The following is a 24,654-nucleotide window of genomic DNA, read 5'->3' as shown; positions in this document are numbered from 1 at the left end:
GCATGACGAGTGAGCCGGAGCAGCAGTCGGGAGTGGGGACGCAGGACGCGTTCCAGCGCCTGTGGACGCCCCACCGGATGGCCTACATCCAGGGCGAGAACAAGCCGAGCGGCCCGGGCGCCGACGACGGCTGCCCCTTCTGCTCGATCCCGGCCAAATCCGACGAGGACGGGCTGGTCGTCCGCCGCGGTGAGCACGTGTACGCGGTGCTCAACCTGTACCCGTACAACGGCGGCCACCTGATGACCGTGCCGTACCGCCACGTCGCCGACTACACCGACCTGACCGACGTGGAGACCGCGGAACTCGCCGAGCTGACCAAGCAGGCGATGACGGCGCTGCGCACCGCGTCCGGCGCCCACGGCTTCAACATCGGCATGAACCAGGGCACGGTGGCCGGCGCGGGCATCGCCGCCCACCTCCACCAGCACATCGTGCCCCGCTGGGGCGGCGACACCAACTTCATGCCGGTGGTCGGCCACACGAAGGTGCTGCCGCAGCTTCTGGGCGACACCCGCAAGATGCTGGCGGAGGCCTGGCCCTCCGCCTAGCGCCCGGCGACGGGACCTACGCGTTGTAGAGGTCGGCCTTCCCGGGCGTCGCATCCTGCACGGCCGTACTCAGGAACGCCGACCGCGTGCCGAACTTCTCCGTGTCCACGCCGTTCTCCTCCAGCACCTTGATCGACGCCGCGTGCACCACCCGCAGCACCGGCGCCGCCGCGCGCAACGCGTCGTCGGCCATGAAGCGGTGCCGCCACGGCTGGTCCGCCCACGCGTGCCGCAGCCCGAACGGCTCCGGCAGCCCGATCGTGCCGCCGAGCCAGTTCAGCAGCGGCGGATACCAGGTGAGCGGTGCGCGGACGGCGAGGCGGACCACCTCGCCCGCGGTGACCAGCGGGAGCATCACCTTGCGCGTCTCCCACGGCTTGAACGACTTGGCGACCTCCTTGGAGGGCGCCTCGGGCTTGGCGGTGAACAGCGGGTTCACCGGACCGAGCGCATGGCCGGTGACCTCGATGCGCAGCGTCTCGTGCAGCACGGTCACCGTGATCAGCATGGTGATGACCAACTGGCCGTCCCACAGCGTCCACTGCACACCCAGGTAGTGCCGGTCACCGGCACCGAACTGCTGCTTGTTGCAGATCTCCTGTATCGCGTGCGTCTTGACCTGGTACGCCTCGACGTCCGTGCCCTCCGGACGGGACACCGCCTTCGCGTTCTCCCCGATCGGCGTGACCACCCAGTGCCGTATGGACGGCTTGGTGAAACCGCCGGTGTTCAGCGGACCGCGTTCCAGCATGCGCAGCTGGTCGTGGATGGACTTCACGACGTCCCAGCTGCGGAAGGGGTGGATCTCGCGCGCCGGGTCGGCCGGTGCCAGGTTCTCGGCGAGCTGCCAGCTGCCCCAGCGCGTGCCCATGCCGAGTATGCCCTTGGGACCGGCGTAGAACACGGAGTTGGACTGCTGCTCGGCGCCGAGCTTGGCCAGGGACTGGCGCAGCTGCTCGGCAGAGGTCTCGTTCGGGTTGCTGGGGACCGCCTCGGGCACCTTGGCGCCGACGCCGCTGCCCGACAGGAGGCCGTCCCAGCGCTCGCGGAGGTCCCTCGCGGTGCCCTCGCAGATCCGCTTGGCCCAGAACCAGCCCACGACCGGCAGGACGACCGCCGCGCGGGCGTACCAGGCCCAGAAACCGGTGAAGGGCATCTTCACGAGGAACAGCACGGCCAGCGCGGCGACCGCGAGCAGCACCGCGGTGCCCAGCGCACCGGCCTGCTTGTTCTCCGACTTGGCGACGGTGGTGCGGATCTGGAAGCCCAGCAGCCAGATCAGCATCCCGGGCAGGAAGAGCACGCCGCACAGCAGGATGACCAGGGAGAGCCGGGCGTCGCGTGCCCTGCGGATGCCGTTGGCCGCCAGGCAGTGCTCGACGACCACCTGCGGCTCCGCCCCGAAGGACTGGATGAGCGGCTTGCGGCCGCTGCCCAGCATGCGGTCGGCCACCGCGCGGGAGAAGGCCTCGCCGAGGTTGGGCCGGAAGATCGTGGCCCAGGACCGGCCCGCGTTGAGGGTCGTCTGGTGCCACTCGTTGTCGGCCTTCTTGATCTCCGCCAACTCGCTGTCCCGGTAGGCGGCCGACGCCAGCGCGAAGGTGGCCGTCTGGCCACCTTCGTCCGTGCGCGGCACCTGCGGTCCGAAGAAGTCCGCGTAACCGCCGTCAACGGCCATTCCCGCCCCCGATCGCCACCACTGTCGCTCCTGCGGCCTTCCCGACTTCCCTGCCCCGCACACCTGTTGATCTGGTCATCAGCGTATCCGCAGCCGGCGGCACGCGTCACCGGACGCCGGAAGGCGCCCCCACGCGCGCGGGTCGAGCCGCCGGGCACGCCGTCGTGCGCGGGGCGGAGTGCCGCCGGCGCGGGCGTTCCCGCGCCGGCCGGCCGGGCGCCGCTACGACGCCGCGCGCACCTCCTCGGGCAGCCGGTCGGCGACCTGCTGCGGCATCGGTTCGTGGCGCGCGTAACGGCGGTCGAAGCGCGCGGTGCCGTGCGAGAGGGAGCGCAGGTCGACCGCGTAACGGCCGATCTCGATCTCGGGCACCTCGGCCCGGATCAGGGTCCGGCCCCCGCTCGTCTGCTCGGTGCCGAGCACCTTGCCGCGCCGCCCCGACAGGTCGCTCATCACCGCGCCCACGTAGTCGTCGCCGACCAGGACGCTCACCTCGGCCACCGGCTCCAGCAGATGGATCCGGGCCTGCGCCGCGGCCTCCCGCAGCGCCAGGGCGCCGGCCGTCTGGAAGGCGGCGTCGGAGGAGTCCACCGAGTGCGCCTTGCCGTCAAGCAGCGTGACCCGCACGTCGATCAGGGGATGGCCCGCCGCGACGCCCTTGGCGGCCTGCGCGCGCACGCCCTTCTCGACGGACGGGATGAACTGCCGGGGCACGGCGCCGCCGACCACCTTGTCCACGAACTCGACGCCCGAGCCGTTCGGCAGCGGCTCCACCTCGATCTCGCAGATGGCGTACTGCCCGTGCCCGCCGGACTGCTTCACGTGCCGCCCGCGCCCGCCCGCACGGTCCCCGAACGTCTCCCGCAGGGACACCCGGTGGGGTACGACGTCGACCTGGACGCCGTAGCGGCTGCGCAGCCGCTCCAGGGCCACGTCGGCGTGCGCCTCCCCCAGGCACCACAGGACCACCTGGTGCGTGTCCTGGTTGTGCTCCAGGCGCATCGTCGGATCCTCGGCGACCAGCCGCGCAAGCCCCTGGGACAGCTTGTCCTCGTCGGGCTTGCTGTGCGCCTCGATGGCGAGCGGCAGCAGCGGATCGGGCATCTCCCAGGGAGCCATCAGCAGCGGGTCCTCCTTGGCCGAGAGCGTGTCCCCGGTCTCCGCGCGGCTCAGCTTGGCCACGCACGCCAGGTCGCCCGCGATCACGTGCGAGACCGGCCGCTGCTGCTTGCCGAACGGCGTCGACAGGGCGCCGATCCGCTCGTCTGCTTCGTGGAGGGCACGGCCCTCGTGGCCGCGGTCGGCCAGCCCGTGTCCGGAGACGTGCACCGTCTGGTCGGCGCGCAGGGTGCCGGAGAACACCCGGACCATCGAGATCCGGCCGACGTACGGGTCGGACGACGTCTTGACGACCTCCGCGACCAGCGACTCCCCGGGATCGCACATCCGCAGCTCGCGCCCGGCGCCCTCGGGCGTGGTCACCCGGGGTGCCGCCCGCTCCAGCGGCGTCGGAAAGCCACGGGTGATCAGCTCCAGCAACTCGACCGTGCCCAGTCCCTGCCGGGCGCCCTCCGCCGCGGGAGCCGCGGCCAGCACCGGAAAGAACACGCCGCGCGCGACGGCCCGTTCCAGGTCCTCGATGAGCGTCTTGACGTCGACCTGCTCACCGCCGAGATAGCGCTCCATGAGGGTCTCGTCCTCGCTCTCCGAGATGATCCCCTCGATCAGCATGGAGCGGGCCTCGTCGATCACCGGCAGCTCCGCCTCGCCCGGCTCGGACTCCTCGCGCTCGCCCGACGCGTAGTCGAACAGTTTCCGCGACAGCAGGCCGATGAGCCCGGTCACGGGCGCGTGCCCGTCGGGCGCCGGGGTTCCCCGCAGCGGCAGGTACAGCGGCAGCACCGCGTCCGGATCGTCCCCGCCGAAGGCCTCCGCGCAGATCCGCGTCATCTCCTCGAAGTCCGCGCGGGCGGCCTCCAGATGCGTGATCACGATGGCGCGCGGCATCCCGACGGCGGCGCACTCCTCCCACGCCATGCGGGTCGAGCCGCCCACCCCGTCGGAGGCCGAGACGACGAAGAGGGCCGCGTCCGCCGCGCGCAGACCGGCCCTCAGCTCACCGACGAAGTCGGCGTACCCGGGAGTGTCCAAGAGATTGATCTTGATGCCGCCCCATTCGACCGGCACCAGGGAGAGCTGCACGGAGCGCTGCTGCCGGTGCTCCATCTCGTCGTAGTCCGAGACGCAGCCGCCGTCCTCCACGCGGCCCGCCCGGTTCACCGCTCCCGCGGTCAGCGCGAGAGCCTCCACCAAAGTCGTCTTGCCCGATCCGGAGTGGCCGACCAGCACCACATTCCGTACGGATGCGGGATGGTCGGCCGCCGTTGCCCTTCCGGCGGCTCCGGGACGGGTGTGGTGTGCCTTGTCGCCCATGTCCTGCCTCCCGTGCACGGTGAGGTCCCTGTGGGCGCGGACACGCGGGACCGCGTGCACTGGCGGCTCCGGCGACGCCCGCGGTCCTTCGAGCTTTCCACTCCCTTCACGCCGCGTCCATACGAAGGACCCGATCCCACCGCCCACCGGCCGCCGGGACGCTGGGTCCGGGTGCCCGGCCCCCGCCCACGCGCGCGCGTGACTACGATGGGCCAGCCGGTGGCCAGCAGGGGCCGCGGCCACAGCGACCGTCGGGAAGGCCATGCTGAACAAGTACGCGCGTGCATTCTTCACGCGTGTCCTCACACCGTTCGCCGCGTTTCTCATCCGCCGGGGGGTCAGCCCGGACACGGTCACGCTCCTCGGCACCGCCGGCGTGGTCGCGGGTGCGCTGGTCTTCTACCCCATGGGTGAGTTCTTCTGGGGCACGGTGGTGATCACGCTCTTCGTCTTCTCGGACCTCGTCGACGGCAACATGGCCCGCCAGCTCGGCCGCTCCAGCCGCTGGGGCGCGTTCCTGGACTCCACCCTGGACCGGGTCGCCGACGGCGCCATCTTCGGCGGGTTCGCCCTCTGGTACGCGGGCGCCGGCGACGACAACATCCTGTGCGCGGTGTCGATCTTCTGCCTGGCCAGCGGCCAGGTGGTGTCGTACACCAAGGCGCGCGGCGAGTCGATCGGTCTGCCGGTCGCCGTCAACGGCCTGGTCGAGCGGGCCGAGCGGCTCGTCGTCTCCCTGGTCGCGGCCGGACTCGCGGGCCTGCACAAGTTCGGTGTCCCCGGCATCCAGTACCTCCTGCCGATCGCCCTGTGGATCGTCGCCGTCGGCAGCCTCGTCACGCTCGTCCAGCGGGTCGTCACGGTCCGCCGGGAGGCCGCCGAGGCCGACGCCGCCGCGCAGGAGAGCCAGGGCACCGAGGCGGCCAAGTGAGCGCTCGCGACCGGCTGACCGACGCCCTGTACGGCGCCGGCTGGAGCACCGTGAAGAAGCTCCCCGAACCGGCCGCCGTACGGCTCGGGCGCACCGTCGCGGACCTGGCCTGGAAGCAGCGCGGCGCGGGCGTGCGGCGCCTGGAGAGCAACTACGCGCGCGTGGTGCCGGGTGCCGGCCCGGAACGCCTCGCCGCCCTCTCGCGCGCGGGCATGCGCTCGTACCTGCGCTACTGGATGGAGTCCTTCCGGCTCCCGGCGTGGAGCACCGAGCGGATCGAGTCCGGCTTCACCGCCAAGGACCTGCACCACCTCACCGACGGCATGGACGCCGGAAAGGGCGTGATCCTCGCCCTGCCGCACCTGGCCAACTGGGACCTCGCGGGCGCCTGGGTCACCACGAAACTGGGCATCCCCTTCACCACGGTCGCCGAGCGGCTCAAGCCGGAGACCCTGTACGACCGTTTCGTCGCCTACCGCGAGTCCCTCGGCATGGAGGTGCTCCCGCACAGCGGCGGCGCCGCGTTCGGCACCCTGGCCAGGCGGCTGCGCGACGGCGGCCTGGTCTGCCTGGTCGCCGACCGCGACCTGTCCGCCTCCGGCGTGGAGGTCGACTTCTTCGGCGAGACGGCCCGCATGCCGGCCGGACCAGCCCTGCTCGCCCAGCAGACCGGCGCGCGGCTGCTGCCGGTGACGCTCTGGTACGACGACTCACCGATCATGCGCGGCCGGGTGCACCCGCCGGTCGCGGTCCCGGAGTCAGGCACCCGGGCCGAGAAGACGTCCGTCATGACACAGGCGCTGGCCGACGCCTTCGCCACGGGGATCGCCGACCACCCGGAGGACTGGCACATGCTCCAGCGCTTGTGGCTGAAGGACCTCGACCCCGCCAAGGCACCCGCGGCGGCCGACGGACGGGGCGCCTCGTGAGGATCGGCATCGTCTGCCCGTACTCCTGGGACGTGCCCGGCGGCGTCCAGTTCCACATCCGGGACCTCGCCGAGTACTTCGTCCGCCTGGGCCACGAGGTGTCCGTCCTCGCCCCCGCGGACGACGAAACGCCCCTGCCCCCGTACGTCGTCTCCGCCGGGCGCGCCGTGCCGGTGCCGTACAACGGCTCGGTGGCCCGGCTGAACTTCGGCTTCCTCTCGGCCGCCCGGGTGCGGCGCTGGCTGCACGACGGCGCCTTCGACGTCATCCACATCCACGAGCCGACCTCGCCCTCGCTGGGCCTGCTCACCTGCTGGGCGGCGCAGGGCCCGATCGTGGCCACCTTCCACACGTCCAACCCGCGCTCCCGCGCGATGATCGCCGCGTACTCGATCCTCCAGGCCGCCCTGGAGAAGATCAGCGCCCGGATCGCGGTGAGCGAGTACGCCCGCCGCACCCTCGTCGAGCACCTCGGCGGGGACGCGGTCGTCATCCCCAACGGCGTCGACGTCGACTTCTTCGCCGGCGCCGAGCCCAAGTCCGAGTGGCAGGGCGACACGATCGGCTTCATGGGGCGCATCGACGAATCCCGCAAGGGGCTGCCGGTGCTGATGCGGGCCCTGCCGAAGATCCTCGCCGCCCGTCCGCAGACCCGGCTGCTGGTCGCCGGGCGCGGCGACGAGGAGGAGGCCGTCGAGAGCCTGCCGAAGGAACTGCGCTCCCGGGTGGAGTTCCTCGGCATGGTCAGCGACGAGGACAAGGCCCGCTTCCTGCGCAGCGTCGACCTGTACGTGGCGCCCAACACCGGCGGCGAGAGCTTCGGCATCATCCTCGTCGAGGCCATGTCGGCCGGTGCCCCCGTCCTCGCCTCCGACCTGGACGCCTTCGCCCAGGTCCTCGACCGGGGCGCGGCGGGCGAGCTGTTCCCCAACGAGGACGCCGACGCGCTGGCCGACGCCGCGGTGCGGCTGCTCGCCGACCCGGAGCGCCGCGCCGCGCTGCGGGAGCGGGGCAGCGCCCACGTACGGCGCTTCGACTGGTCCACGGTCGGCGCGGACATCCTCTCCGTCTACGAGACGGTGACGGCGGGCGCCGCGGCGGTGGCGGCCGACGAGCGGGCGACCGGGCTCAGGGCACGCTTCGGGCTGGCCCGGGACTGACCGGCCGGCCCCACCGATAGGGTTGCGGCCCGTGACCGCAACCCTGATCTGGATCCTGGTCGTCCTCGTCGCCGTCGGCCTGTATCTCAGCTGGACGGCGGGACGGCTCGACCGGCTGCACGCCCGGATCGACGCCGCCCGCGCCGCCCTCGACGCGCAGTTGCTGCGCAGAGCCTCCGTCGCCCAGGAACTCGCCACCTCGGGCGTGCTCGACCCGGCCGCCTCCATGGTGCTGTACGAGGCCACGCACGCCGCCCGGCAGGCCGAGGAGGAGCTGCGGGAGGTGGCCGAGAGCGAGCTGAGCCAGGCTCTGCGGGCCGTCTTCGCCGATCCGCCGCAGGTCGACGTGTTGCGCGAGGCACCCGGGGGAGAGGAGACGGCGCACGAGCTGGCCGAGGCCGTACGGCGGGTCCCGATGGCCCGGCGCTTCCACAACGACGCGGTGGGCGCGGCCCGCCGGCTGCGTGAGCACCGCAAGGTCCGCTGGTTCCGCCTCGCGGGCCACGCCCCCTTCCCGCTCGCCTTCGAGATGGACGACGAGCCGCCGGCGGCCCTGGTTGACCGGGCCGCCTGAGCCGTCGCCGCTTGCCCGCTTCCGTCGCCGCCCGCGCCAAAACGATCCACCGGCTTCCCATTGGCCCTTGCTGTGGCCTGGTCCCCTCGCGTTTCCTCGGTGCTGCACAAACCCCCTTCCCCTCAGCGAGGTACCCGTGTCCAGCACGCTCTCCGAAAACCAGGCCCCCGAGACCGGCACCGCCCGCGTGAAGCGCGGCATGGCCGAGCAGCTCAAGGGCGGCGTGATCATGGACGTCGTCACGCCGGAGCAGGCGAAGATCGCCGAGGACGCGGGCGCCGTCGCCGTCATGGCCCTGGAGCGGGTCCCGGCCGACATCCGCAAGGACGGCGGCGTGGCCCGGATGTCCGACCCGGACATGATCGAGGGCATCATCGGCGCGGTCTCCATCCCCGTGATGGCGAAGTCCCGCATCGGCCACTTCGTCGAGGCCCAGGTCCTGCAGTCCCTCGGCGTCGACTACATCGACGAGTCCGAGGTCCTCACCCCGGCCGACGAGGTCAACCACAGCGACAAGTTCGCCTTCACCACCCCGTTCGTCTGTGGCGCCACCAACCTCGGCGAGGCCCTGCGCCGCATCGCCGAGGGCGCCGCGATGATCCGCTCCAAGGGCGAGGCCGGCACCGGCAACGTCGTCGAGGCCGTCCGTCACCTGCGCCAGATCAAGAACGAGATCGCCCGTCTGCGCGGCTACGACAACAACGAGCTGTACGCCGCCGCCAAGGACCTGCGCGCCCCCTACGAGCTGGTCAAGGAGGTCTCCGAGCTGGGCCGCCTCCCCGTGGTGCTCTTCTCCGCGGGCGGCGTCGCCACCCCGGCCGACGCCGCGCTGATGCGCCAGCTCGGCGCCGAGGGCGTCTTCGTCGGCTCCGGCATCTTCAAGTCCGGCGACCCGGCCAAGCGCGCCGCCGCCATCGTGAAGGCGACCACCTTCTACGACGACCCGAAGATCATCGCGGACACTTCCCGCAACCTCGGCGAGGCCATGGTCGGCATCAACTGCGACACCCTCCCCGAGACCGAGCGCTACGCCAACCGCGGCTGGTAAGGCACCTGATCACATGAACGACACCCCCGTCATCGGCGTCCTGGCCCTCCAGGGCGACGTACGGGAGCACCTCGTGGCCCTGGCCGCGGCCGACGCCGTGGCCAGGCCGGTCAGGCGCCCCGAGGAGCTCGCCGAGGTGGACGGCCTGGTCATCCCGGGCGGCGAGTCCACCACCATCTCGAAGCTGGCCGTCCTCTTCGGAGTGATGGAGCCCCTCCGCGCGCGCGTGCGGAACGGTCTGCCCGTCTACGGCACCTGCGCCGGCATGATCATGCTGGCCGACAAGATCCTCGACCCGCGCTCCGGGCAGGAGACGGTCGGCGGCATCGACATGATCGTGCGCCGCAACGCCTTCGGCCGCCAGAACGAGTCCTTCGAGGCGGCCGTCGACCTCGAGGGCGTCCCCGGCGACCCCGTGGAGGGCGTGTTCATCCGCGCCCCCTGGGTGGAGTCCGTCGGCGCCACGGCCGAGGTGCTCGCCGAGCACGAGGGCCACATCGTCGCCGTCCGCCAGGGCAACGCGCTGGCGACGTCCTTCCACCCGGAGCTGACCGGCGACCACCGTGTGCACCGCCTCTTCGCCGACATGGTGCGCGCGAACCGGGAGGCGGAGTCCTTGTAGGATTCCCCGGGTACCTCCCAGGCTCCGCAAGCGCTGGGGGAGTTCGTACAAAGACGGGTTACGCGAAGGAGACAGGCAGATGTCCGGCCACTCTAAATGGGCTACGACGAAGCACAAGAAGGCCGTGATCGACGCCAAGCGCGGCAAGCTCTTCGCGAAGCTGATCAAGAACATCGAGGTCGCGGCCCGCATGGGCGGCGTCGACATCGAGGGCAACCCGACCCTGTACGACGCCATCCAGAAGGCGAAGAAGCAGTCGGTGCCCAACAAGAACATCGACTCCGCGGTCAAGCGCGGCGGTGGTCTGGAGGCCGGCGGCGCCGACTACGAGACGATCATGTACGAGGGCTACGGGCCGAACGGCGTCGCGGTGCTCATCGAGTGCCTCACCGACAACCGCAACCGCGCCGCCTCCGACGTCCGCGTCGCCATGACCCGCAACGGCGGCTCCATGGCCGACCCGGGCTCCGTGTCGTACCTGTTCCACCGCAAGGGCGTCGTGATCGTCCCCAAGGGCGAGCTGGGTGAGGACGACGTCCTCGCCGCCGTCCTGGACGCGGGCGCCGAGGAGGTCAACGACCTCGGCGAGTCCTTCGAGGTGCTCAGCGAGGCGACCGACCTGGTCGCGGTCCGCACCGCCCTCCAGGACGCCGGCATCGACTACGAGTCCGCCGACGCCAACTTCGTCCCCACCATGCAGGTGGAGCTGGACGAGGACGGCGCCCGGAAGATCTTCCGGCTCATCGACGCCCTGGAGGACAGCGACGACGTGCAGAACGTCTTCGCCAACTTCGACGTGAGCGACGAGGTCATGGAGAAGGTCGACGCGTAACGCGCCCCAGCTCAGCGGGCCGACGGGGACACACCCCGTCGGCCCGTCGCTTTGTCGGTGGCACCCGATAGCCTGCACAAACAGGTGATCGAGGAGAGGGGGGTCGGGCATGCGCGTTCTGGGGGTGGACCCGGGGCTGACCCGCTGCGGGGTCGGCGTCGTGGAGGGCGTCGCGGGCCGGCCGCTCAGCATGATCGGCGTCGGCGTCGTCCGCACCCGCGCGGACGACGACCTCGGCCACCGGCTGGTCGCCGTCGAGCAGGGCATCGAGCAGTGGCTGGACGAGCACCGGCCGGACCGCGTCGCCGTGGAGCGCGTCTTCAGCCAGCACAACGTGCGCACCGTCATGGGCACCGCCCAGGCCAGCGCCGTCGCGATCCTCTGCGCCTCCCGCCGCGGCATCCCCGTCGCCCTGCACACCCCCAGCGAGGTCAAGGCCGCCGTCACCGGCAGCGGCCGGGCGGACAAGGCGCAGGTCGGCGCCATGGTCACCCGGCTGCTGCGGCTCTCCGCGCCCCCGAAGCCCGCCGACGCCGCCGACGCCCTCGCGCTCGCCATCTGCCACATCTGGCGCGCCCCCGCGCAGAACCGGCTCCAGCAGGCCGTCGCTCTGCACACCTCCCGGGGCCCGGCCGGCCCCCGGAGCCCGCACACCCCTCACCCGTCGAAAGGCACCACGGCATGATCGCCTTCGTCAGCGGCACCGTCGCCGCCCTCGCCCCGGACGCCGCCGTGGTGGAGGTCGGCGGCGTCGGCATGGCCGTCCAGTGCACGCCGAACACCCTCTCCACCCTCCGCCTCGGCAAGCCCGCCAAACTCGCCACCTCCCTCGTCGTCCGCGAGGACTCGCTCACGCTGTACGGCTTCGCCGACGACGACGAGCGCCAGGTCTTCGAGCTGCTCCAGACGGCCAGCGGCGTCGGCCCCCGCCTGGCCCAGGCGATGCTCGCCGTGCACAGCCCCGACGCCCTGCGCAGAGCCGTCTCCACCGGCGACGAGAAGGCGCTCACCGCCGTCCCCGGCATCGGCAAGAAGGGCGCGCAGAAGCTGCTGCTGGAGCTGCGGGACCGCCTCGGCGAGCCCATCGGCGCCCCCGCCGTCGGAGCCCCCGTCAGCACCGGCTGGCGCGACCAGCTGCACGCCGCCCTGATCGGCCTCGGGTACGCGACCCGCGAGGCCGACGAGGCCGTGTCCGCCGTGACCCCCCAGGCCGAGGCCGCCGGGGGCACGCCCCAGGTGGGGCAACTGCTGAAGGCGGCCCTCCAGACCCTGAACCGCGCCCGCTGAACCGCCACCACCGACCCCCGAGGCACACCACATGAACTGGGACGACACGACCGACCCGTCCGACGCCCCCGAAGGACTCGTCGGCTCCGCCGAGGAGCGGCTGGTGGGCTCCGTCGCCGACGGCGAGGACCAGGCGGTGGAGGCCGCCCTGCGCCCCAAGGACCTGGGCGAGTTCATCGGCCAGGAGAAGGTCCGCGAACAGCTCGACCTCGTGCTGCGGGCCGCACGCGCGCGCGGCGCCACCGCGGACCACGTGCTCCTCTCCGGCGCCCCCGGCCTCGGCAAGACCACCCTCTCGATGATCATCGCGGCCGAGATGGGCGCTCCCATCCGCATCACCTCCGGCCCCGCCATCCAGCACGCCGGCGACCTCGCCGCGATCCTCTCCTCGCTCCAGGAGGGCGAGGTCCTCTTCCTCGACGAGATCCACCGCATGTCGCGGCCCGCCGAGGAGATGCTCTACATGGCGATGGAGGACTTCCGCGTCGACGTGATCGTCGGCAAGGGGCCCGGCGCCACCGCCATCCCCCTGGAGCTGCCCCCCTTCACCCTGGTCGGCGCCACCACGCGCGCGGGACTGCTGCCGCCGCCGCTGCGCGACCGCTTCGGCTTCACCGCCCACATGGAGTTCTACGGACCGGGCGAACTGGAACGGGTGATCCACCGCTCGGCCGGCCTGCTCGACGTGGAGATCGACCCCGCGGGCGCCGCCGAGATCGCCGGCCGCTCCCGCGGCACCCCCCGCATCGCCAACCGCCTGCTGCGCCGGGTGCGCGACTACGCGCAGGTCAAGGCCGACGGCCTGATCACCCGCGAGATCGCTTCGGCCGCCCTGGCGGTCTACGAGGTCGACGAGCGTGGCCTGGACCGGCTCGACCGCGGCGTCCTGGAGGCCCTGCTCAAGCTGTTCGGCGGCGGTCCGGTGGGCCTGTCCACGCTCGCCGTGGCCGTGGGGGAGGAGCGTGAGACAGTGGAAGAGGTCGCCGAACCCTTTCTCGTGAGGGAAGGTCTCCTCGCCCGCACCCCGCGGGGGCGGGTCGCGACGCCGGCGGCCTGGGCGCATCTGGGGCTCACCCCGCCCGGTGCGCAGACCACCGGAAACGGACAACAGGACTTGTTCGGGACGTGACGTCCCCGTCACGACGAGGGCATTCGCCCGAGCAGGAACCCCAGTGCCATGCTGAGCGTTGTTCCATGCGCGCGGACTCGCTTAGACTCCGCCGATGCCGCCCTTGTCGGCGGCGTACACACCCCCAACCATCAGGCCGCTCACCATCGCGGTCGTGTGAAGGAAGTACCGACCCGTGAGTCTCGTGACCCTCCTCCCGTTCATCGTGCTCATCGGGGCCATGTTCCTGATGACCCGGTCGGCGAAGAAGAAGCAGCAGCAGGCCGCCAACATGCGGAACGAGATGCAGCCCGGATCCGGTGTCCGCACCATCGGGGGCATGTACGCCACCGTCAAGGAGGTCAACGACGACACGGTCCTCCTCGACGCCGGTCCGGGTGTCGACCTGCTCTTCGCCAAGAACAGCATCGGTGCCGTCCTGACCGACGACGAGTACAACCGCATCGTCCACGGCATCGAGCACGACCTGAAGTCGGACGCCGACGTCGTCCCGGACGACGCCTCCTCCCTCACCGAGTCCGACGCCGCCACCGACGCCGCCTCCGACGACCAGCCCGTCGACCTCGGCAAGAAGGACACGGCCGACGAGCCGGCCGGCGAGCCGACGGTCGACGCCGCGCCCGCCGAGGCGAAGGCCGACGAGCAGGCGAAGAAGTCCGACGGCGGTTCCGAGGCGAAGTAAGCCGTGCCCCGGGGTGCGCGGAGACGTCCAGGACGTCCCCGCGCACCCCGTGTGACGCGTGGCTCGCACGGATCCGGACACCATGTGATGGCCGCGGGTGACGCCTCCCCGGCGCGAAGCGGCCCGAGAGGGAGTACGCAAAGGTGGTAGCACCTAAAAAGGGAAAGAATGCGAGCGCTCCGAGTAAGCCCGGGCGCTCGCTGGCCCTGATTCTGATCGCCATCGTGGCGCTCACCGGAGGCATGTTCGCCACCGGACACACGACTCCGCGTCTCGGTATCGACCTGGCCGGCGGCACCAGCATCACACTCCGGGCGGTCCCGGAGGCGGGCCAGGAGTCCGCGATCAACAAGACCAACATGGACACCGCGGTCGACATCATGGAGCGCCGTGTCAATGGTCTGGGTGTCTCCGAGTCCGAGGTCCAGACTCAGGGCGACCGGAACATCATCGTCAACATCCCCAAGGGGACGAACTCCGAGGAAGCCCGCCAGCAGGTCGGCACCACCGCCAAGCTGTACTTCCGCCCGGTCGTAGCCACCGAGCTCTCCGGTGCCAACGCGACGGGCAGCCCGTCGCCGAGCGCCACCGGCAACCCCTCGGACAAGGCGAGCGACAAGGCCACCGACAAGGCCACCGACGGGCAGGACAAGGCGACCGACAAGGACGGCGCGAGCTCCACGCCCTCCGACTCCGCCTCGGCGAGCGCCACCAGCCAGGGCCGCGCCGCGTCCGACGCCCTCAAGGCCGACCCCAGCCCGTCCGCCAAGACCTCCGACGGCGCCTCCCCGTCCCCGAGCGGCGCCGCCGGCGACGCCAAGCTCCAGCAGCAGTACGCGGCGCTGGACTGCACGAACGCCGCCGACCGCGCCAAGGCCGGTGACGGCTCCAAGCCCGGCGACTCGATGGTGGCCTGCGGACAGAACTCGCAGGGCCAGTGGCAGAAGTACGTCCTCGGCCCCGCGTCGGTCGACGGCACCGACATCGACAAGTCCGAGGCCGTCCTCAACACCCAGACCGGCGCCGGCTGGACCGTGACCATGAAGTTCACGGACAAGGGCGGCAAGAAGTTCGCCGACATCACCGGCAAGCTGGCGAAGAACCAGTCCCCGCAGAACCAGTTCGCCATCGTCCTGGACAACGAGGTCGTCTCCGACCCGTACGTCAGCCAGGCGCTCACCGGCGGCAGCGCGGAGATCTCCGGCAACTTCGACCAGGACGAGGCCCAGGGCCTCGCCAACATGCTGTCCTACGGCGCCCTGCCGCTGACCTTCAAGGAGGACAGCGTCACCACCGTCACCGCCGCGCTCGGCGGTGAGCAGCTCAAGGCGGGTCTGATCGCGGGCGCCATCGGCCTCGCGCTGGTCGTCCTCTACCTGCTGGTCTACTACCGCGGCCTGTCCTTCATCGCCGTCACCTCGCTGCTGGTCTCCGCGGGTCTGACGTACGTGATCATGTCGCTGCTCGGCCCGACCATCGGCTTCGCGCTGAACCTGCCGGCCGTCTGCGGAGCCATCGTCGCCATCGGCATCACGGCGGACTCGTTCATCGTGTACTTCGAACGCGTCCGCGACGAGATCCGGGAGGGCCGCACCCTGCGTCCCGCCGTCGAGCGGGCCTGGCCGCGCGCCCGGCGCACCATCCTGGTCTCCGACTTCGTGTCGTTCCTCGCCGCCGCGGTGCTCTTCATCGTCACCGTCGGCAAGGTGCAGGGCTTCGCGTTCACGCTGGGTCTGACCACCCTGCTCGACGTGGTGGTGGTGTTCCTCTTCACCAAGCCGCTGCTGACGCTGATGGCCCGCCGCAAGTTCTTCGCGAGCGGTCACAAGTGGTCCGGCCTCGACCCGAAGAGCCTGGGCGCCAAGCCGCCGCTGCGCCGCACCCGCCGTCCCTCCCGTCCCGCCGCCGGCCCCGTCGACCCGAAGGAGGCGTGAGATGGGAAAGCTCGGCAACCTCGGCGCCCGACTGCACCACGGCGAGGTCGGCTACGACTTCGTCAAGAACCGCAAGCTCTGGTACGGCATCTCGATCCTCATCACCATCACGGCCATCGTCGGCCTGGCGGTGCGCGGCCTGCACATGGGCATCGAGTTCCAGGGCGGCGCGGTCTTCACCACCCCGAAGAACATGAGCGCCTCGGTCTCCCAGGCGGAGACCTGGGCGGAGGACGCCTCCGGGCACGACGCGATCGTCCAGAAGCTGGGCGACGGCAGCCTCCGTATCCAGATCGCGGGCACCGACACCGGGGCGTCGGACCAGATCAAGCAGCAGCTCTCCGAGGACCTGGACGTCCCCGCGGAGAAGATCAACGCCGACCTGGTCGGCCCCAGCTGGGGTGACCAGATCGCGAACAAGGCCTGGCAGGGCCTCGGGATCTTCATGGTCCTGGTGGTGATCTATCTGGCGATCGCGTTCGAGTGGCGCATGGCCCTCGCCGCGTTCGTCGCACTGATCCACGACATCACCATCACGGTCGGGATCTACGCCCTCGTCGGCTTCGAGGTCACACCGGGCACGGTGATCGGTCTGCTGACCATTCTCGGTTACTCGCTCTACGACACCGTCGTCGTCTTCGACAGTCTCAAGGAGCAGACGAGGGACATCACCAAGCAGACTCGCTGGACCTATGGCGAGATCGCCAACCGCTCGATCAACAGCACCCTGGTCCGCTCCATCAACACCACGGTGGTCGCGCTGCTGCCGGTGGGCGGTCTGCTGTTCATCGGTGGCGGTGTCCTCGGCGCCGGCATGCTCAACGACATCTCGCTGTCGCTGTTCGTCGGTCTCGCCGCGGGTGCCTACTCGTCGATCTTCATCGCCACGCCGCTCGTCGCCGACCTCAAGGAGGCCGAGCCGCAGATGAAGGCCCTCAGGAAGCGGGTCCTGGCCAAGCGCGCCCAGGCCGCGGCCAAGGGCGAGCCGGCGCATTCCGCGGACGACGGGGAGTCCTACGCGGACGAGGAACCCGACGACGCCGCCGCCGCGGTCGTGGGCCCCCGCAACCAGCCCGCCTCCCGCGGCCGGGGTCGCGGCCGTCCCTCGGGGAAGCGGCGATGACCGGCACGACCGACATCACGGAGCTGCTGCTCAGCCGCATCCGGGACGTGGCCGACTACCCGGAGCCGGGTGTGGTGTTCAAGGACATCACCCCGCTCCTGGCCGACCCCGCGGCCTTCACGGTCCTGACCGACGCGCTCGCCGAGGTCGCCGGGCAGACCGGCGCCACCAAGGTCGTCGGCCTGGAGGCCCGCGGCTTCATCCTGGGCGCCCCGGTGGCCCTGCGGGCGGGCCTCGGCTTCATCCCCGTACGCAAGGCGGGCAAGCTCCCCGGAGCCACCCTCGGCCAGGCGTACGACCTGGAGTACGGCTCCGCCGAGATCGAGGTGCACGCCGAGGACCTGGACGCGGGCGACCGCGTGCTGGTCGTCGACGACGTCCTCGCCACCGGCGGCACCGCCGAGGCGTCCCTGGAGCTGATCCGCCGGGCCGGCGCCCAGGTCGCCGGCCTCGCCGTCCTGATGGAGCTGGGCTTCCTCGGCGGCCGGGCCCGCCTGGAGACGGCCCTGGCGGGGGCGCCGCTGAAGGCGCTGCTCACCGTCTGACCGCGCACACCGCGCACACCGCGCGCCTGAGGCGGGCCCGGAGGAATCCGGTGCCCGCCTCAGGCGTTTCCCCAGTTGAAGGCCTTCACATTGGCCTGAAGGCGATCCTCGGGGGCAGGATCGCTACCATGGGATCTCCGGAGCCTGACCGGGGGACCCGGATCGCGCACGAGGAGTCCTCTTGCCAGACGAGGCCCAGCCACTGACCGCCGCAAAGCCCGAGTCCGCCTCGGCGTCCGCGGCGAAGCCCGCGCCCAGCGCGCCCCAGGCGAAGAACGACACGCGTGGGCCGATCAGGCACGCCTCGTCCGGGCCGGTCGACAAGCCCGCCGAGCAGCAGCCGCACCCCAAGCCGCTGCCGCCCGAGCGCCCGCGGAACGCGCCGGTGGTGCGCGCCCCCGCGGGCCAGCCCGCCCGCTCCGGCTCCTCCAACCGCGTCCGCGCCCGCCTGGCCCGGCTCGGCGTCCAGCGCGCCAACCCGTACAATCCGGTCCTGGAGCCCCTGCTGCGGATAGTGCGCGGCAACGACCCCAAGATCGAGACGGCCACCCTGCGCCAGATCGAGCGCGCCTACCAGGTCGCCGAACGCTGGCACCGGGGGCAGAAGCGCAAGAGCGGCGACCCGTACATCACGCACCCGCTCGCCGTCACGACCATCCTCGCCGAGCTGGGCATGGACCCGGCCACGCTGATGGCCGGTCTGCTGCACGACACCGTCGAGGACACCGAGTACGGCCTGGAGGACCTGCGCCGCGACTTCGGCGACGTGGTCACCCTGCTCGTCGACGGCGTCACCAAGCTGGACAAGGTCAAGTTCGGCGAGGCCGCGCAGGCCGAGACCGTGCGCAAGATGGTCGTCGCCATGGCCAAGGACCCGCGCGTCCTGGTCATCAAGCTCGCCGACCGCCTGCACAACATGCGCACCATGCGCTACCTCAAGCGCGAGAAGCAGGAGAAGAAGGCGCGCGAGACCCTGGAGATCTACGCGCCGCTCGCCCACCGGCTGGGCATGAACACCATCAAGTGGGAGCTGGAGGACCTCGCCTTCGCGATCCTCTACCCCAAGATGTACGACGAGATCGTCCGCCTGGTCGCCGAGCGCGCCCCCAAGCGCGACGAGTACCTCGCCGTCGTCACCGACGAGGTCCAGCAGGACCTGCGCGCGGCCCGGATCAAGGCGACCGTCACCGGCCGCCCCAAGCACTACTACAGCGTCTACCAGAAGATGATCGTCCGCGGCCGTGACTTCGCGGAGATCTACGACCTGGTGGGCATCCGCGTCCTGGTGGACACCGTCCGCGACTGCTACGCGGCGCTGGGCACGGTCCACGCCCGCTGGAACCCGGTTCCGGGGCGGTTCAAGGACTACATCGCGATGCCCAAGTTCAACATGTACCAGTCGCTGCACACGACGGTCATCGGACCCGGCGGCAAGCCCGTCGAGCTGCAGATCCGCACCTTCGACATGCACCGCCGCGCGGAGTACGGCATCGCCGCGCACTGGAAGTACAAGCAGGAGGCCGTCGCCGGCGCCTCCAAGGTGCGCAGCGACGCGCCCAAGTCGTCCGGCAAGGGCAAGGACGACCACCTCAACGACATGGCGTGGCTGCGCCAGCTCCTCGACTGGCAGAAGGAGACCGAGGACCCCGGCGAGTTCCTGGAGTCCCTGCGCTTCGACCTCTCCCGCAACGAGGTCTTCGTCTTCACCCCCAAGGGCGACGTCATAGCGCTCCCGGCGAGCGCCACCCCCGTCGACTTCGCCTACGCCGTCCACACCGAGGTCGGCCACCGCACCATAGGGGCACGGGTCAACGGCCGGCTCGTCCCGCTGGAGTCCACCCTGGACAACGGCGACCTGGTGGAGGTCTTCACCTCCAAGGCGGCCGGCGCGGGCCCCTCCCGGGACTGGCTCGGCTTCGTGAAGTCGCCGCGCGCCCGCAACAAGATCCGCGCCTGGTTCTCCAAGGAGCGCCGCGACGAGGCGATCGAGCAGGGCAAGGACGCCATCGTCCGCGCCATGCGCAAGCAGAACCTGCCGATCCAGCGCATCCTGACCGGCGACTCCCTGGTCACGCTCGCCCACGAGATGCGCTACTCGGACATCTCCGCGCTGTACGCGGCGATCGGCGAGGGCCACGTCTCCGCGCAGAACATCGTGCAGAAGCTCGTCCAGGCGCTCGGGGGCGAGGAAGCCGCGACCGAGGAGATCGACGAGTCGATCCCGTCGGCCCACGGCCGCGGCCGCAAACGCCGGACCAGCGCCGACCCGGGCGTCGTCGTCAAGGGCGTCGAGGACGTGTGGGTCAAGCTGGCCCGCTGCTGTACGCCCGTACCCGGCGACCCCATCATCGGCTTCGTCACCCGGGGCAGCGGCGTCTCGGTCCACCGCAGCGACTGTGTGAACGTGGACTCGCTCTCCCGCGAGCCCGAGCGCATCCTCGAGGTCGAGTGGGCGCCCACCCAGTCCTCCGTCTTCCTGGTCGCCATCCAGGTCGAGGCCCTGGACCGCTCCCGGCTGCTGTCGGACGTCACACGCGTGCTGTCCGACCAGCACGTCAACATCCTCTCCGCGGCCGTCCAGACCTCCCGCGACCGGGTGGCCACCTCCCGCTTCACCTTCGAGATGGGCGACCCCAAGCACCTCGGGCACGTCCTGAAGGCCGTACGCGGCGTGGAGGGCGTCTACGACGTGTACAGGGTGACGTCGGCGCGCAGGCCGTCCTAGCGGCCCGCACGGGCCCGTACGACACATACGAGAGGGGCTCCCGTACGCACCGTACGGGAGCCCCTCTCGTATGCGCGGTGTCAGCCGCCGAACTCGTGCAGGCCCTTCAGCGCCTGGTCCAGCAGCGCCTGCCGGCCCTCCAGCTCGCGCTCCAGCTTGTCGGCCTTGGCGTTGTTGCCCTGGGCACGCGCCTGGTCGATCTGGGAGCGCAGCTTGTCGACGGCGGCCTGCAGCTGTCCGGTCAGCCCCTCGGCACGCGCGCGTGCCTCCGGGTTGGTCCGGCGCCACTCGGTCTCCTCGGCGTCCTGGAGCGCGCGCTCGACCGCGTGCATCCGCCCCTCGACCTTCGGGCGGGCGTCGCGCGGGACGTGGCCGATGGCCTCCCAGCGCTCGTTGACCGAGCGGAACGCGGCCCGGGCCGACTTCAGGTCCTTGACCGGGACGAGCTTCTCGGCCTCCTCGACCAGCTCCTCCTTGAGCTTCAGGTTCTCCGCCTGCTCGGCGTCCCGCTCGGCGAAGACCGAGCCGCGGGCGGCGAAGAACACGTCCTGGGCGCCGCGGAAGCGGTTCCACAGGTCGTCCTCGTGCTCGCGCTGCGCACGGCCGGCGGCCTTCCACTCGGACATGAGGTCGCGGTAGCGCGCGGCCGTCGGCCCCCAGTCCGTGGAGTTCGACAGCGCCTCGGCCTCGGAGACCAGCCGTTCCTTGGTCTGCCGGGCCTCCTCGCGCTGCGCGTCGAGCTGGGCGAAGTGCTGCTTGCGGCGCTTGGAGAACGCCGAGCGCGCGTGCGAGAAGCGGTGCCACAGCTCGTCGTCGGACTTGCGGTCCAGGCGCGGCAGGCCCTTCCAGGTGTCCACCAGGGCGCGCAGCCGTTCACCGGCCACCCGCCACTGGTCGGAGCGCGCCAGCTCCTCCGCCTCGGCGACCAGCGCCTCCTTGGCCCCGCGCGCCTCGTCGGACTGCTTGGCCCGCTGGGCCTTGCGCTCCTCGCGCCGTGTCTCCACGAGGCCGACGAGCTTGTCCAGCCGGGCCCGCAGCGCGTCCAGGTCGCCGACCGCGTGGTGCGCGTCCACCTGCTCGCGCAGGTGGTCGACGGCGGTCTGGGCGTCCTTCGCCGACAGGTCGGTGGTCTTCACCCGCTTTTCGAGGAGGCCGATCTCGACAACCAGGCCTTCGTACTTGCGTTCGAAATAGGCCAGCGCTTCCTCGGGGGAGCCCGCCTGCCAGGAACCGACGACCTGCTCGCCGTCGGCCGTACGCACGTACACGGTGCCCGTCTCGTCGACGCGGCCCCACGGGTCGCTGCTCACAGCGCCTCCTCCACATGATGCCGACGGAGGGATTCGCTTCCCCCGGGCATCGTCCACAGTTTCGTCACGGCCAAGATAGGCGACCGGCGGGTGGCCTGTCCGCATCCCGCGCGACCGAACTTTCGCTGATGAGGGTCAGGATTTCGAGACGGTGGCCTTGTCGATCACGACCGTCGCGTTGGGTGCCCCGTCACCCGCGCCGGTGCTCTCGCCGGCCGCCGCGATCTTCTTGAGCACGGTCATGCCGTCCTCGGAAATCGTGCCGAACGGCGTGTAGCTGGGCGGCAGCGGACTGTCCTGGTACACGAGGAAGAACTGGCTGCCGCCGGAGTTCGGCTGCCCGGTGTTCGCCATCGCGATCGTGCCCGCCGGGTACGTGTTCTTCTTCAGGCTCTTGTCCTTCAGGTTCTCGTCCGGGATGTTGTAGCCCGGTCCACCGTTGCCCTGGCCCGTCGGGTCGCCGCACTGGAGCACGAAGATCCCGTTGGTGGTGAGCCGGTGGCACGGCGTGTGGTCGAAGAACCCCTTCCCCGCAAGGAAGTTGAACGAGTTGACGGTGTGCGGCGCCGCCGACGTCTTCAGGTCGATCCCTATGTCACCGCAGGTCGTCGACAGTTTCATCGCGTACTTCGCCGACTTGTCGATGGTCATCGCAGGTTCCTTCTTCCAGGTCTGCGTCTTGACCTTGCCCTCGGCGGGCTTGTCGCACGGGTCCTCGGCCTTCTTGCTCGCCGAAGGGCTCGGCGTGACCTCCGCGTTGGCGTTCGTCTTGTCGTCGTCGTCCTTGAGGACCACTCCGGTCGTGTACAGCGCGACGCTGCCGATCAGAATCACGCCGAGCACCGACGCGATCGCCGCGTTGCGGGTGCGCGCCTTGCGCCGCGCGGAGGTACGTCGCTGCTGCTGCCGCAAGAACTTCTCCCGGGCGAGCTGACGCCGCCGCTGCTCCTGGCTGACCACCGGTTTCTCTCCTCATGCGTCTTCGTGTGCCGACCGGTACGCGTGGGTGCGATGAGCCGACCGTGGGCGTGTAGCCCCGTACCGTATATGGGTTCGCTGAGGAAACGGCACCGCCGGTAGGCTCTGACCATGGGCGCGGCCCGTTCGCAAGCCCACCCGTACCGACACAAACGAAGGACGATCGTGCTCATTGCCGGGTTCCCCGCCGGGGCCTGGGGGACGAACTGTTATCTCGTCGCCCCCGCCGCCGGTGAGGAGTGCGTGATCATCGACCCGGGCCACCAGGCGGCCCCCGGAGTCGAGGAAGCGATCAGGAAGCATCGGCTCAAGCCCGTCGCCGTCGTCCTCACCCACGGCCACATCGACCACGTCGCCTCGGTCGTCCCGGTGTGCGGCGCGCACGACGTGCCCGCCTGGATCCACCCCGAGGACCGGTACATGATGAGCGACCCCGAGAAGGGCATCGGCCGCACCATCGGCATGCCGCTCATGGGCGAGCTGACGGTCGGGGAGCCGGACGACGTCAAGGAGCTGACCGACGGCGCCAAGCTGGAACTGGCGGGCCTGGAGCTGACCGTCGCGCACGCGCCGGGCCATACGAAGGGGTCGGTGACCTTCGGTCTGCCCGAGTCGGCGGACATCCCGCCGGTCATGTTCTCGGGCGACCTGCTGTTCGCCGGCTCCATCGGACGCACCGACTTCCCCGGTGGCTCCATGGACGACATGCTCGAGTCCCTGGCCCGCGTGGTCCTGCCGCTCGACGACGCCACCGTGGTGCTGCCCGGTCACAACGACTACACGACCATCGGCCAGGAGCGCGCCACCAACCCGTATCTGCGGCAGGTGGCGGCGGGCCGCCAGGAGCACAGCGCGCCCGGCGCGCCCCGACGAGGAATGTGACGAGAGACCTTCCGTGAGCACCTTCAAGGCCCCCAAGGGCACGTACGACCTACTGCCCCCCGACTCCGCCAAGTACCTGGCGGTCCGCGAGGCGATCGCGGCCCCCCTGCGCAACTCCGGCTACGGCTACATCGAGACGCCCGGCTTCGAGAACGTCGAGCTGTTCGCGCGCGGTGTCGGCGAGTCGACCGACATCGTGACCAAGGAGATGTACGTCTTCGAGACCAAGGGCGGCGACCGGCTCGCCCTGCGCCCGGAGACGACCGCCCCCGTGCTGCGCGCGGTCCTGGAGGCCAACCTGCACAAGGCGGGCAACCTCCCGGTCAAGGTCTGGTACTCGGGCTCGCAGTACCGCTACGAGCGCCCCCAGAAGGGCCGTTACCGCCACTTCTCCCAGGTCGGCGCCGAGGCGATCGGTGCCGAGGACCCGGCCCTCGACGCCGAGCTGATCATCCTGGCCGACCAGTCGTACCGCGCGCTGGGCCTGCGGAACTTCCGCATCCTGCTCAACAGCCTGGGCGACCAGGAGTGCCGCCCCGTCTACCGGGCCGCGCTCCAGGACTTCCTGCGCGGCCTCGACCTGGACGAGGACACCCTGCGCCGGGCCGAGATCAACCCGCTGCGCGTGCTGGACGACAAGCGCCCCGACGTGCAGAAGCAGCTCACCGACGCCCCGCTGCTGCGCGACTACCTGTGCGACGCCTGCAAGGCGTACCACGAGGAGGTGCGCGACCTGATCACGGCGGCGGGCGTCGTCTTCGAGGACGACCCGAAGCTGGTGCGCGGCCTGGACTACTACACGCGCACTACGTTCGAGTTCGTCCACGACGGCCTCGGCTCCCAGTCCGCGGTGGGCGGCGGCGGGCGGTACGACGGGCTCTCCGAGATGATCGGCGGCCCGGCCCTGCCGTCCGTGGGCTGGGCCCTCGGCGTCGACCGCACCGTCCTCGCCCTGGAGGCGGAGGGCATCGAACTGGACATTCCGTCCGCCACCTCCGTCTACGCGGTGCCGCTCGGCGAGGAGGCCCGCCGGATCCTCTTCGCCAAGGTCACCGAGCTGCGCAAGAACGGCGTCGCCGCCGACTTCTCCTACGGCGGCAAGGGCCTCAAGGCCGCGATGAAGGCGGCCAACCGCTCGGGCGCCCGCTACGCCCTGGTCCTGGGCGAGCGCGACCTGGCCGACGGCGTCGTCCAGCTCAAGGACATGGAGTCCGGCGAGCAGACCGCGATCGGCGTCAACGAGATCGTGGCCGAGCTGGAGTCCAGGCTCGGCTAGCGCGCCGGTACGTCCGGTCCCCTCC

The 24,654-nt window shown here is 71.1% G+C and carries 22 protein-coding genes; 18 read left to right on the top strand and 4 right to left on the bottom strand.

Annotated features, from left to right (window positions below; genetic code table 11):
- Positions 1 to 2: 2 nt before the first annotated feature.
- The gene (locus OIE75_RS06875; RefSeq protein WP_329469979.1) at positions 3 to 551 is read left to right on the top strand and encodes an HIT family protein; all 549 of its coding nucleotides are present in this window, start codon (positions 3 to 5) and stop codon (positions 549 to 551) included.
- Between the two features lie 16 nt (positions 552 to 567).
- Here the strand turns inward: OIE75_RS06875 and OIE75_RS06870 are convergent, their stop codons facing one another.
- The gene (locus tag OIE75_RS06870) at positions 568 to 2,229 is read right to left on the bottom strand and encodes a hypothetical protein (RefSeq protein ID WP_329469978.1); all 1,662 of its coding nucleotides are present in this window, start codon (positions 2,227 to 2,229) and stop codon (positions 568 to 570) included.
- Between the two features lie 222 nt (positions 2,230 to 2,451).
- Positions 2,452 to 4,662, bottom strand: a complete 2,211-nt coding sequence (locus OIE75_RS06865) for an elongation factor G-like protein EF-G2 (protein ID WP_307010581.1) — start codon at positions 4,660 to 4,662, stop codon at positions 2,452 to 2,454.
- 262 nt (positions 4,663 to 4,924) lie between these two features.
- Between OIE75_RS06865 and pgsA the strand changes: the two genes are divergently transcribed.
- The 15 genes from pgsA to relA all read left to right on the top strand — a co-directional run bounded on the left by pgsA (position 4,925) and on the right by relA (position 20,183).
- A complete protein-coding gene (pgsA, locus tag OIE75_RS06860; protein WP_307010579.1) occupies positions 4,925 to 5,593 on the top strand; it encodes a phosphatidylinositol phosphate synthase in 669 nt (222 codons plus the stop codon).
- Positions 5,590 to 6,522: a phosphatidylinositol mannoside acyltransferase gene (locus OIE75_RS06855; RefSeq protein ID WP_329469976.1), complete on the top strand. Its 933-nt coding sequence runs from the start codon at positions 5,590 to 5,592 to the stop codon at positions 6,520 to 6,522. The genes pgsA and OIE75_RS06855 overlap by 4 nt, the downstream gene beginning before the upstream one ends.
- Positions 6,519 to 7,682 carry a glycosyltransferase family 4 protein gene (locus tag OIE75_RS06850; RefSeq protein ID WP_307010575.1) on the top strand — a complete coding sequence of 388 codons (1,164 nt, stop codon included), beginning with the start codon at positions 6,519 to 6,521 and terminating at the stop codon, positions 7,680 to 7,682. Before OIE75_RS06855 ends, OIE75_RS06850 begins: the two co-directional genes overlap by 4 nt.
- 31 nt (positions 7,683 to 7,713) lie before the next feature.
- A complete protein-coding gene (locus tag OIE75_RS06845) occupies positions 7,714 to 8,256 on the top strand; it encodes a hypothetical protein (RefSeq protein WP_307010573.1) in 543 nt (180 codons plus the stop codon).
- Positions 8,257 to 8,392: 136 nt separating this feature from the next.
- Positions 8,393 to 9,304: a pyridoxal 5'-phosphate synthase lyase subunit PdxS gene (gene pdxS, locus OIE75_RS06840; protein WP_329469974.1), complete on the top strand. Its 912-nt coding sequence runs from the start codon at positions 8,393 to 8,395 to the stop codon at positions 9,302 to 9,304.
- 13 nt (positions 9,305 to 9,317) lie between these two features.
- On the top strand, positions 9,318 to 9,926 hold the full coding sequence (pdxT, locus tag OIE75_RS06835) for a pyridoxal 5'-phosphate synthase glutaminase subunit PdxT (RefSeq protein ID WP_307010571.1): 609 nt from the start codon (positions 9,318 to 9,320) through the stop codon (positions 9,924 to 9,926).
- A gap of 79 nt (positions 9,927 to 10,005) precedes the next feature.
- A complete protein-coding gene (locus tag OIE75_RS06830) occupies positions 10,006 to 10,758 on the top strand; it encodes a YebC/PmpR family DNA-binding transcriptional regulator (RefSeq protein ID WP_307010569.1) in 753 nt (250 codons plus the stop codon).
- Positions 10,759 to 10,867: 109 nt separating this feature from the next.
- Entirely contained in the window at positions 10,868 to 11,443 is a 576-nt protein-coding gene (gene ruvC / locus OIE75_RS06825) for a crossover junction endodeoxyribonuclease RuvC (RefSeq protein ID WP_329469971.1), read from the top strand.
- Positions 11,440 to 12,045: a Holliday junction branch migration protein RuvA gene (gene ruvA / locus OIE75_RS06820; RefSeq protein WP_307010566.1), complete on the top strand. Its 606-nt coding sequence runs from the start codon at positions 11,440 to 11,442 to the stop codon at positions 12,043 to 12,045. Before ruvC ends, ruvA begins: the two co-directional genes overlap by 4 nt.
- Before the next feature lie 31 nt (positions 12,046 to 12,076).
- Positions 12,077 to 13,174 carry a Holliday junction branch migration DNA helicase RuvB gene (ruvB, locus tag OIE75_RS06815; protein WP_122617206.1) on the top strand — a complete coding sequence of 366 codons (1,098 nt, stop codon included), beginning with the start codon at positions 12,077 to 12,079 and terminating at the stop codon, positions 13,172 to 13,174.
- Between the two features lie 175 nt (positions 13,175 to 13,349).
- The gene (gene yajC / locus OIE75_RS06810; RefSeq protein ID WP_307010563.1) at positions 13,350 to 13,856 is read left to right on the top strand and encodes a preprotein translocase subunit YajC; all 507 of its coding nucleotides are present in this window, start codon (positions 13,350 to 13,352) and stop codon (positions 13,854 to 13,856) included.
- A 143-nt stretch (positions 13,857 to 13,999) separates the two neighbouring features.
- Positions 14,000 to 15,790, top strand: coding sequence for a protein translocase subunit SecD (secD, locus tag OIE75_RS06805; RefSeq protein ID WP_329469970.1), 1,791 nt, complete (start codon positions 14,000 to 14,002; stop codon positions 15,788 to 15,790).
- Between the two features lies 1 nt (position 15,791).
- Positions 15,792 to 16,913, top strand: coding sequence for a protein translocase subunit SecF (gene secF, locus OIE75_RS06800; protein WP_307010559.1), 1,122 nt, complete (start codon positions 15,792 to 15,794; stop codon positions 16,911 to 16,913).
- The gene (locus OIE75_RS06795; protein WP_307010557.1) at positions 16,910 to 17,458 is read left to right on the top strand and encodes an adenine phosphoribosyltransferase; all 549 of its coding nucleotides are present in this window, start codon (positions 16,910 to 16,912) and stop codon (positions 17,456 to 17,458) included. Before secF ends, OIE75_RS06795 begins: the two co-directional genes overlap by 4 nt.
- A 181-nt stretch (positions 17,459 to 17,639) precedes the next feature.
- Positions 17,640 to 20,183, top strand: coding sequence for a GTP pyrophosphokinase (relA, locus tag OIE75_RS06790; RefSeq protein ID WP_307010555.1), 2,544 nt, complete (start codon positions 17,640 to 17,642; stop codon positions 20,181 to 20,183).
- Positions 20,184 to 20,263: 80 nt separating this feature from the next.
- On the opposite strand, the gene OIE75_RS06785 is transcribed toward relA, so the two are convergent.
- Positions 20,264 to 21,493, bottom strand: coding sequence for a DUF349 domain-containing protein (locus tag OIE75_RS06785; protein ID WP_125490928.1), 1,230 nt, complete (start codon positions 21,491 to 21,493; stop codon positions 20,264 to 20,266).
- 135 nt (positions 21,494 to 21,628) lie between these two features.
- Positions 21,629 to 22,453 (bottom strand): peptidylprolyl isomerase, encoded by an 825-nt coding sequence (locus tag OIE75_RS06780; RefSeq protein WP_122617198.1) that lies wholly within the window; start codon positions 22,451 to 22,453, stop codon positions 21,629 to 21,631.
- Positions 22,454 to 22,636: 183 nt separating this feature from the next.
- Between OIE75_RS06780 and OIE75_RS06775 the strand changes: the two genes are divergently transcribed.
- Together OIE75_RS06775 and hisS are read left to right on the top strand one after the other, a co-directional pair.
- Complete coding sequence (locus OIE75_RS06775; protein ID WP_329469968.1) at positions 22,637 to 23,353, top strand: MBL fold metallo-hydrolase; 717 nt, start codon at positions 22,637 to 22,639, stop codon at positions 23,351 to 23,353.
- Positions 23,354 to 23,366: 13 nt separating this feature from the next.
- Entirely contained in the window at positions 23,367 to 24,629 is a 1,263-nt protein-coding gene (gene hisS / locus OIE75_RS06770; protein ID WP_307010550.1) for a histidine--tRNA ligase, read from the top strand.
- Positions 24,630 to 24,654: the final 25 nt, after the last annotated feature.

This window comes from Streptomyces sp. NBC_01723, from assembly GCF_036246005.1.
Classification (GTDB): Bacteria; Actinomycetota; Actinomycetes; order Streptomycetales; family Streptomycetaceae; genus Streptomyces.
This window is presented reverse-complemented; position numbering and strand designations above follow the sequence as displayed.

Bases quoted from the DNA above. Each gene is read 5' to 3' on its own strand.
- OIE75_RS06875 (WP_329469979.1), top strand. From the start codon at position 3: ATGACGAGTGAGCCGGAGCAGCAGTCGGGAGTGGGGACGCAGGACGCG.
- OIE75_RS06870 (WP_329469978.1), bottom strand. From the start codon at position 2,229: ATGGCCGTTGACGGCGGTTACGCGGACTTCTTCGGACCGCAGGTGCCG.
- OIE75_RS06865 (WP_307010581.1), bottom strand. From the start codon at position 4,662: ATGGGCGACAAGGCACACCACACCCGTCCCGGAGCCGCCGGAAGGGCA.
- pgsA (WP_307010579.1), top strand. From the start codon at position 4,925: ATGCTGAACAAGTACGCGCGTGCATTCTTCACGCGTGTCCTCACACCG.
- pdxT (WP_307010571.1), top strand. From the start codon at position 9,318: ATGAACGACACCCCCGTCATCGGCGTCCTGGCCCTCCAGGGCGACGTA.
- OIE75_RS06830 (WP_307010569.1), top strand. From the start codon at position 10,006: ATGTCCGGCCACTCTAAATGGGCTACGACGAAGCACAAGAAGGCCGTG.
- ruvC (WP_329469971.1), top strand. From the start codon at position 10,868: ATGCGCGTTCTGGGGGTGGACCCGGGGCTGACCCGCTGCGGGGTCGGC.
- ruvA (WP_307010566.1), top strand. From the start codon at position 11,440: ATGATCGCCTTCGTCAGCGGCACCGTCGCCGCCCTCGCCCCGGACGCC.
- ruvB (WP_122617206.1), top strand. From the start codon at position 12,077: ATGAACTGGGACGACACGACCGACCCGTCCGACGCCCCCGAAGGACTC.
- secF (WP_307010559.1), top strand. From the start codon at position 15,792: ATGGGAAAGCTCGGCAACCTCGGCGCCCGACTGCACCACGGCGAGGTC.
- OIE75_RS06795 (WP_307010557.1), top strand. From the start codon at position 16,910: ATGACCGGCACGACCGACATCACGGAGCTGCTGCTCAGCCGCATCCGG.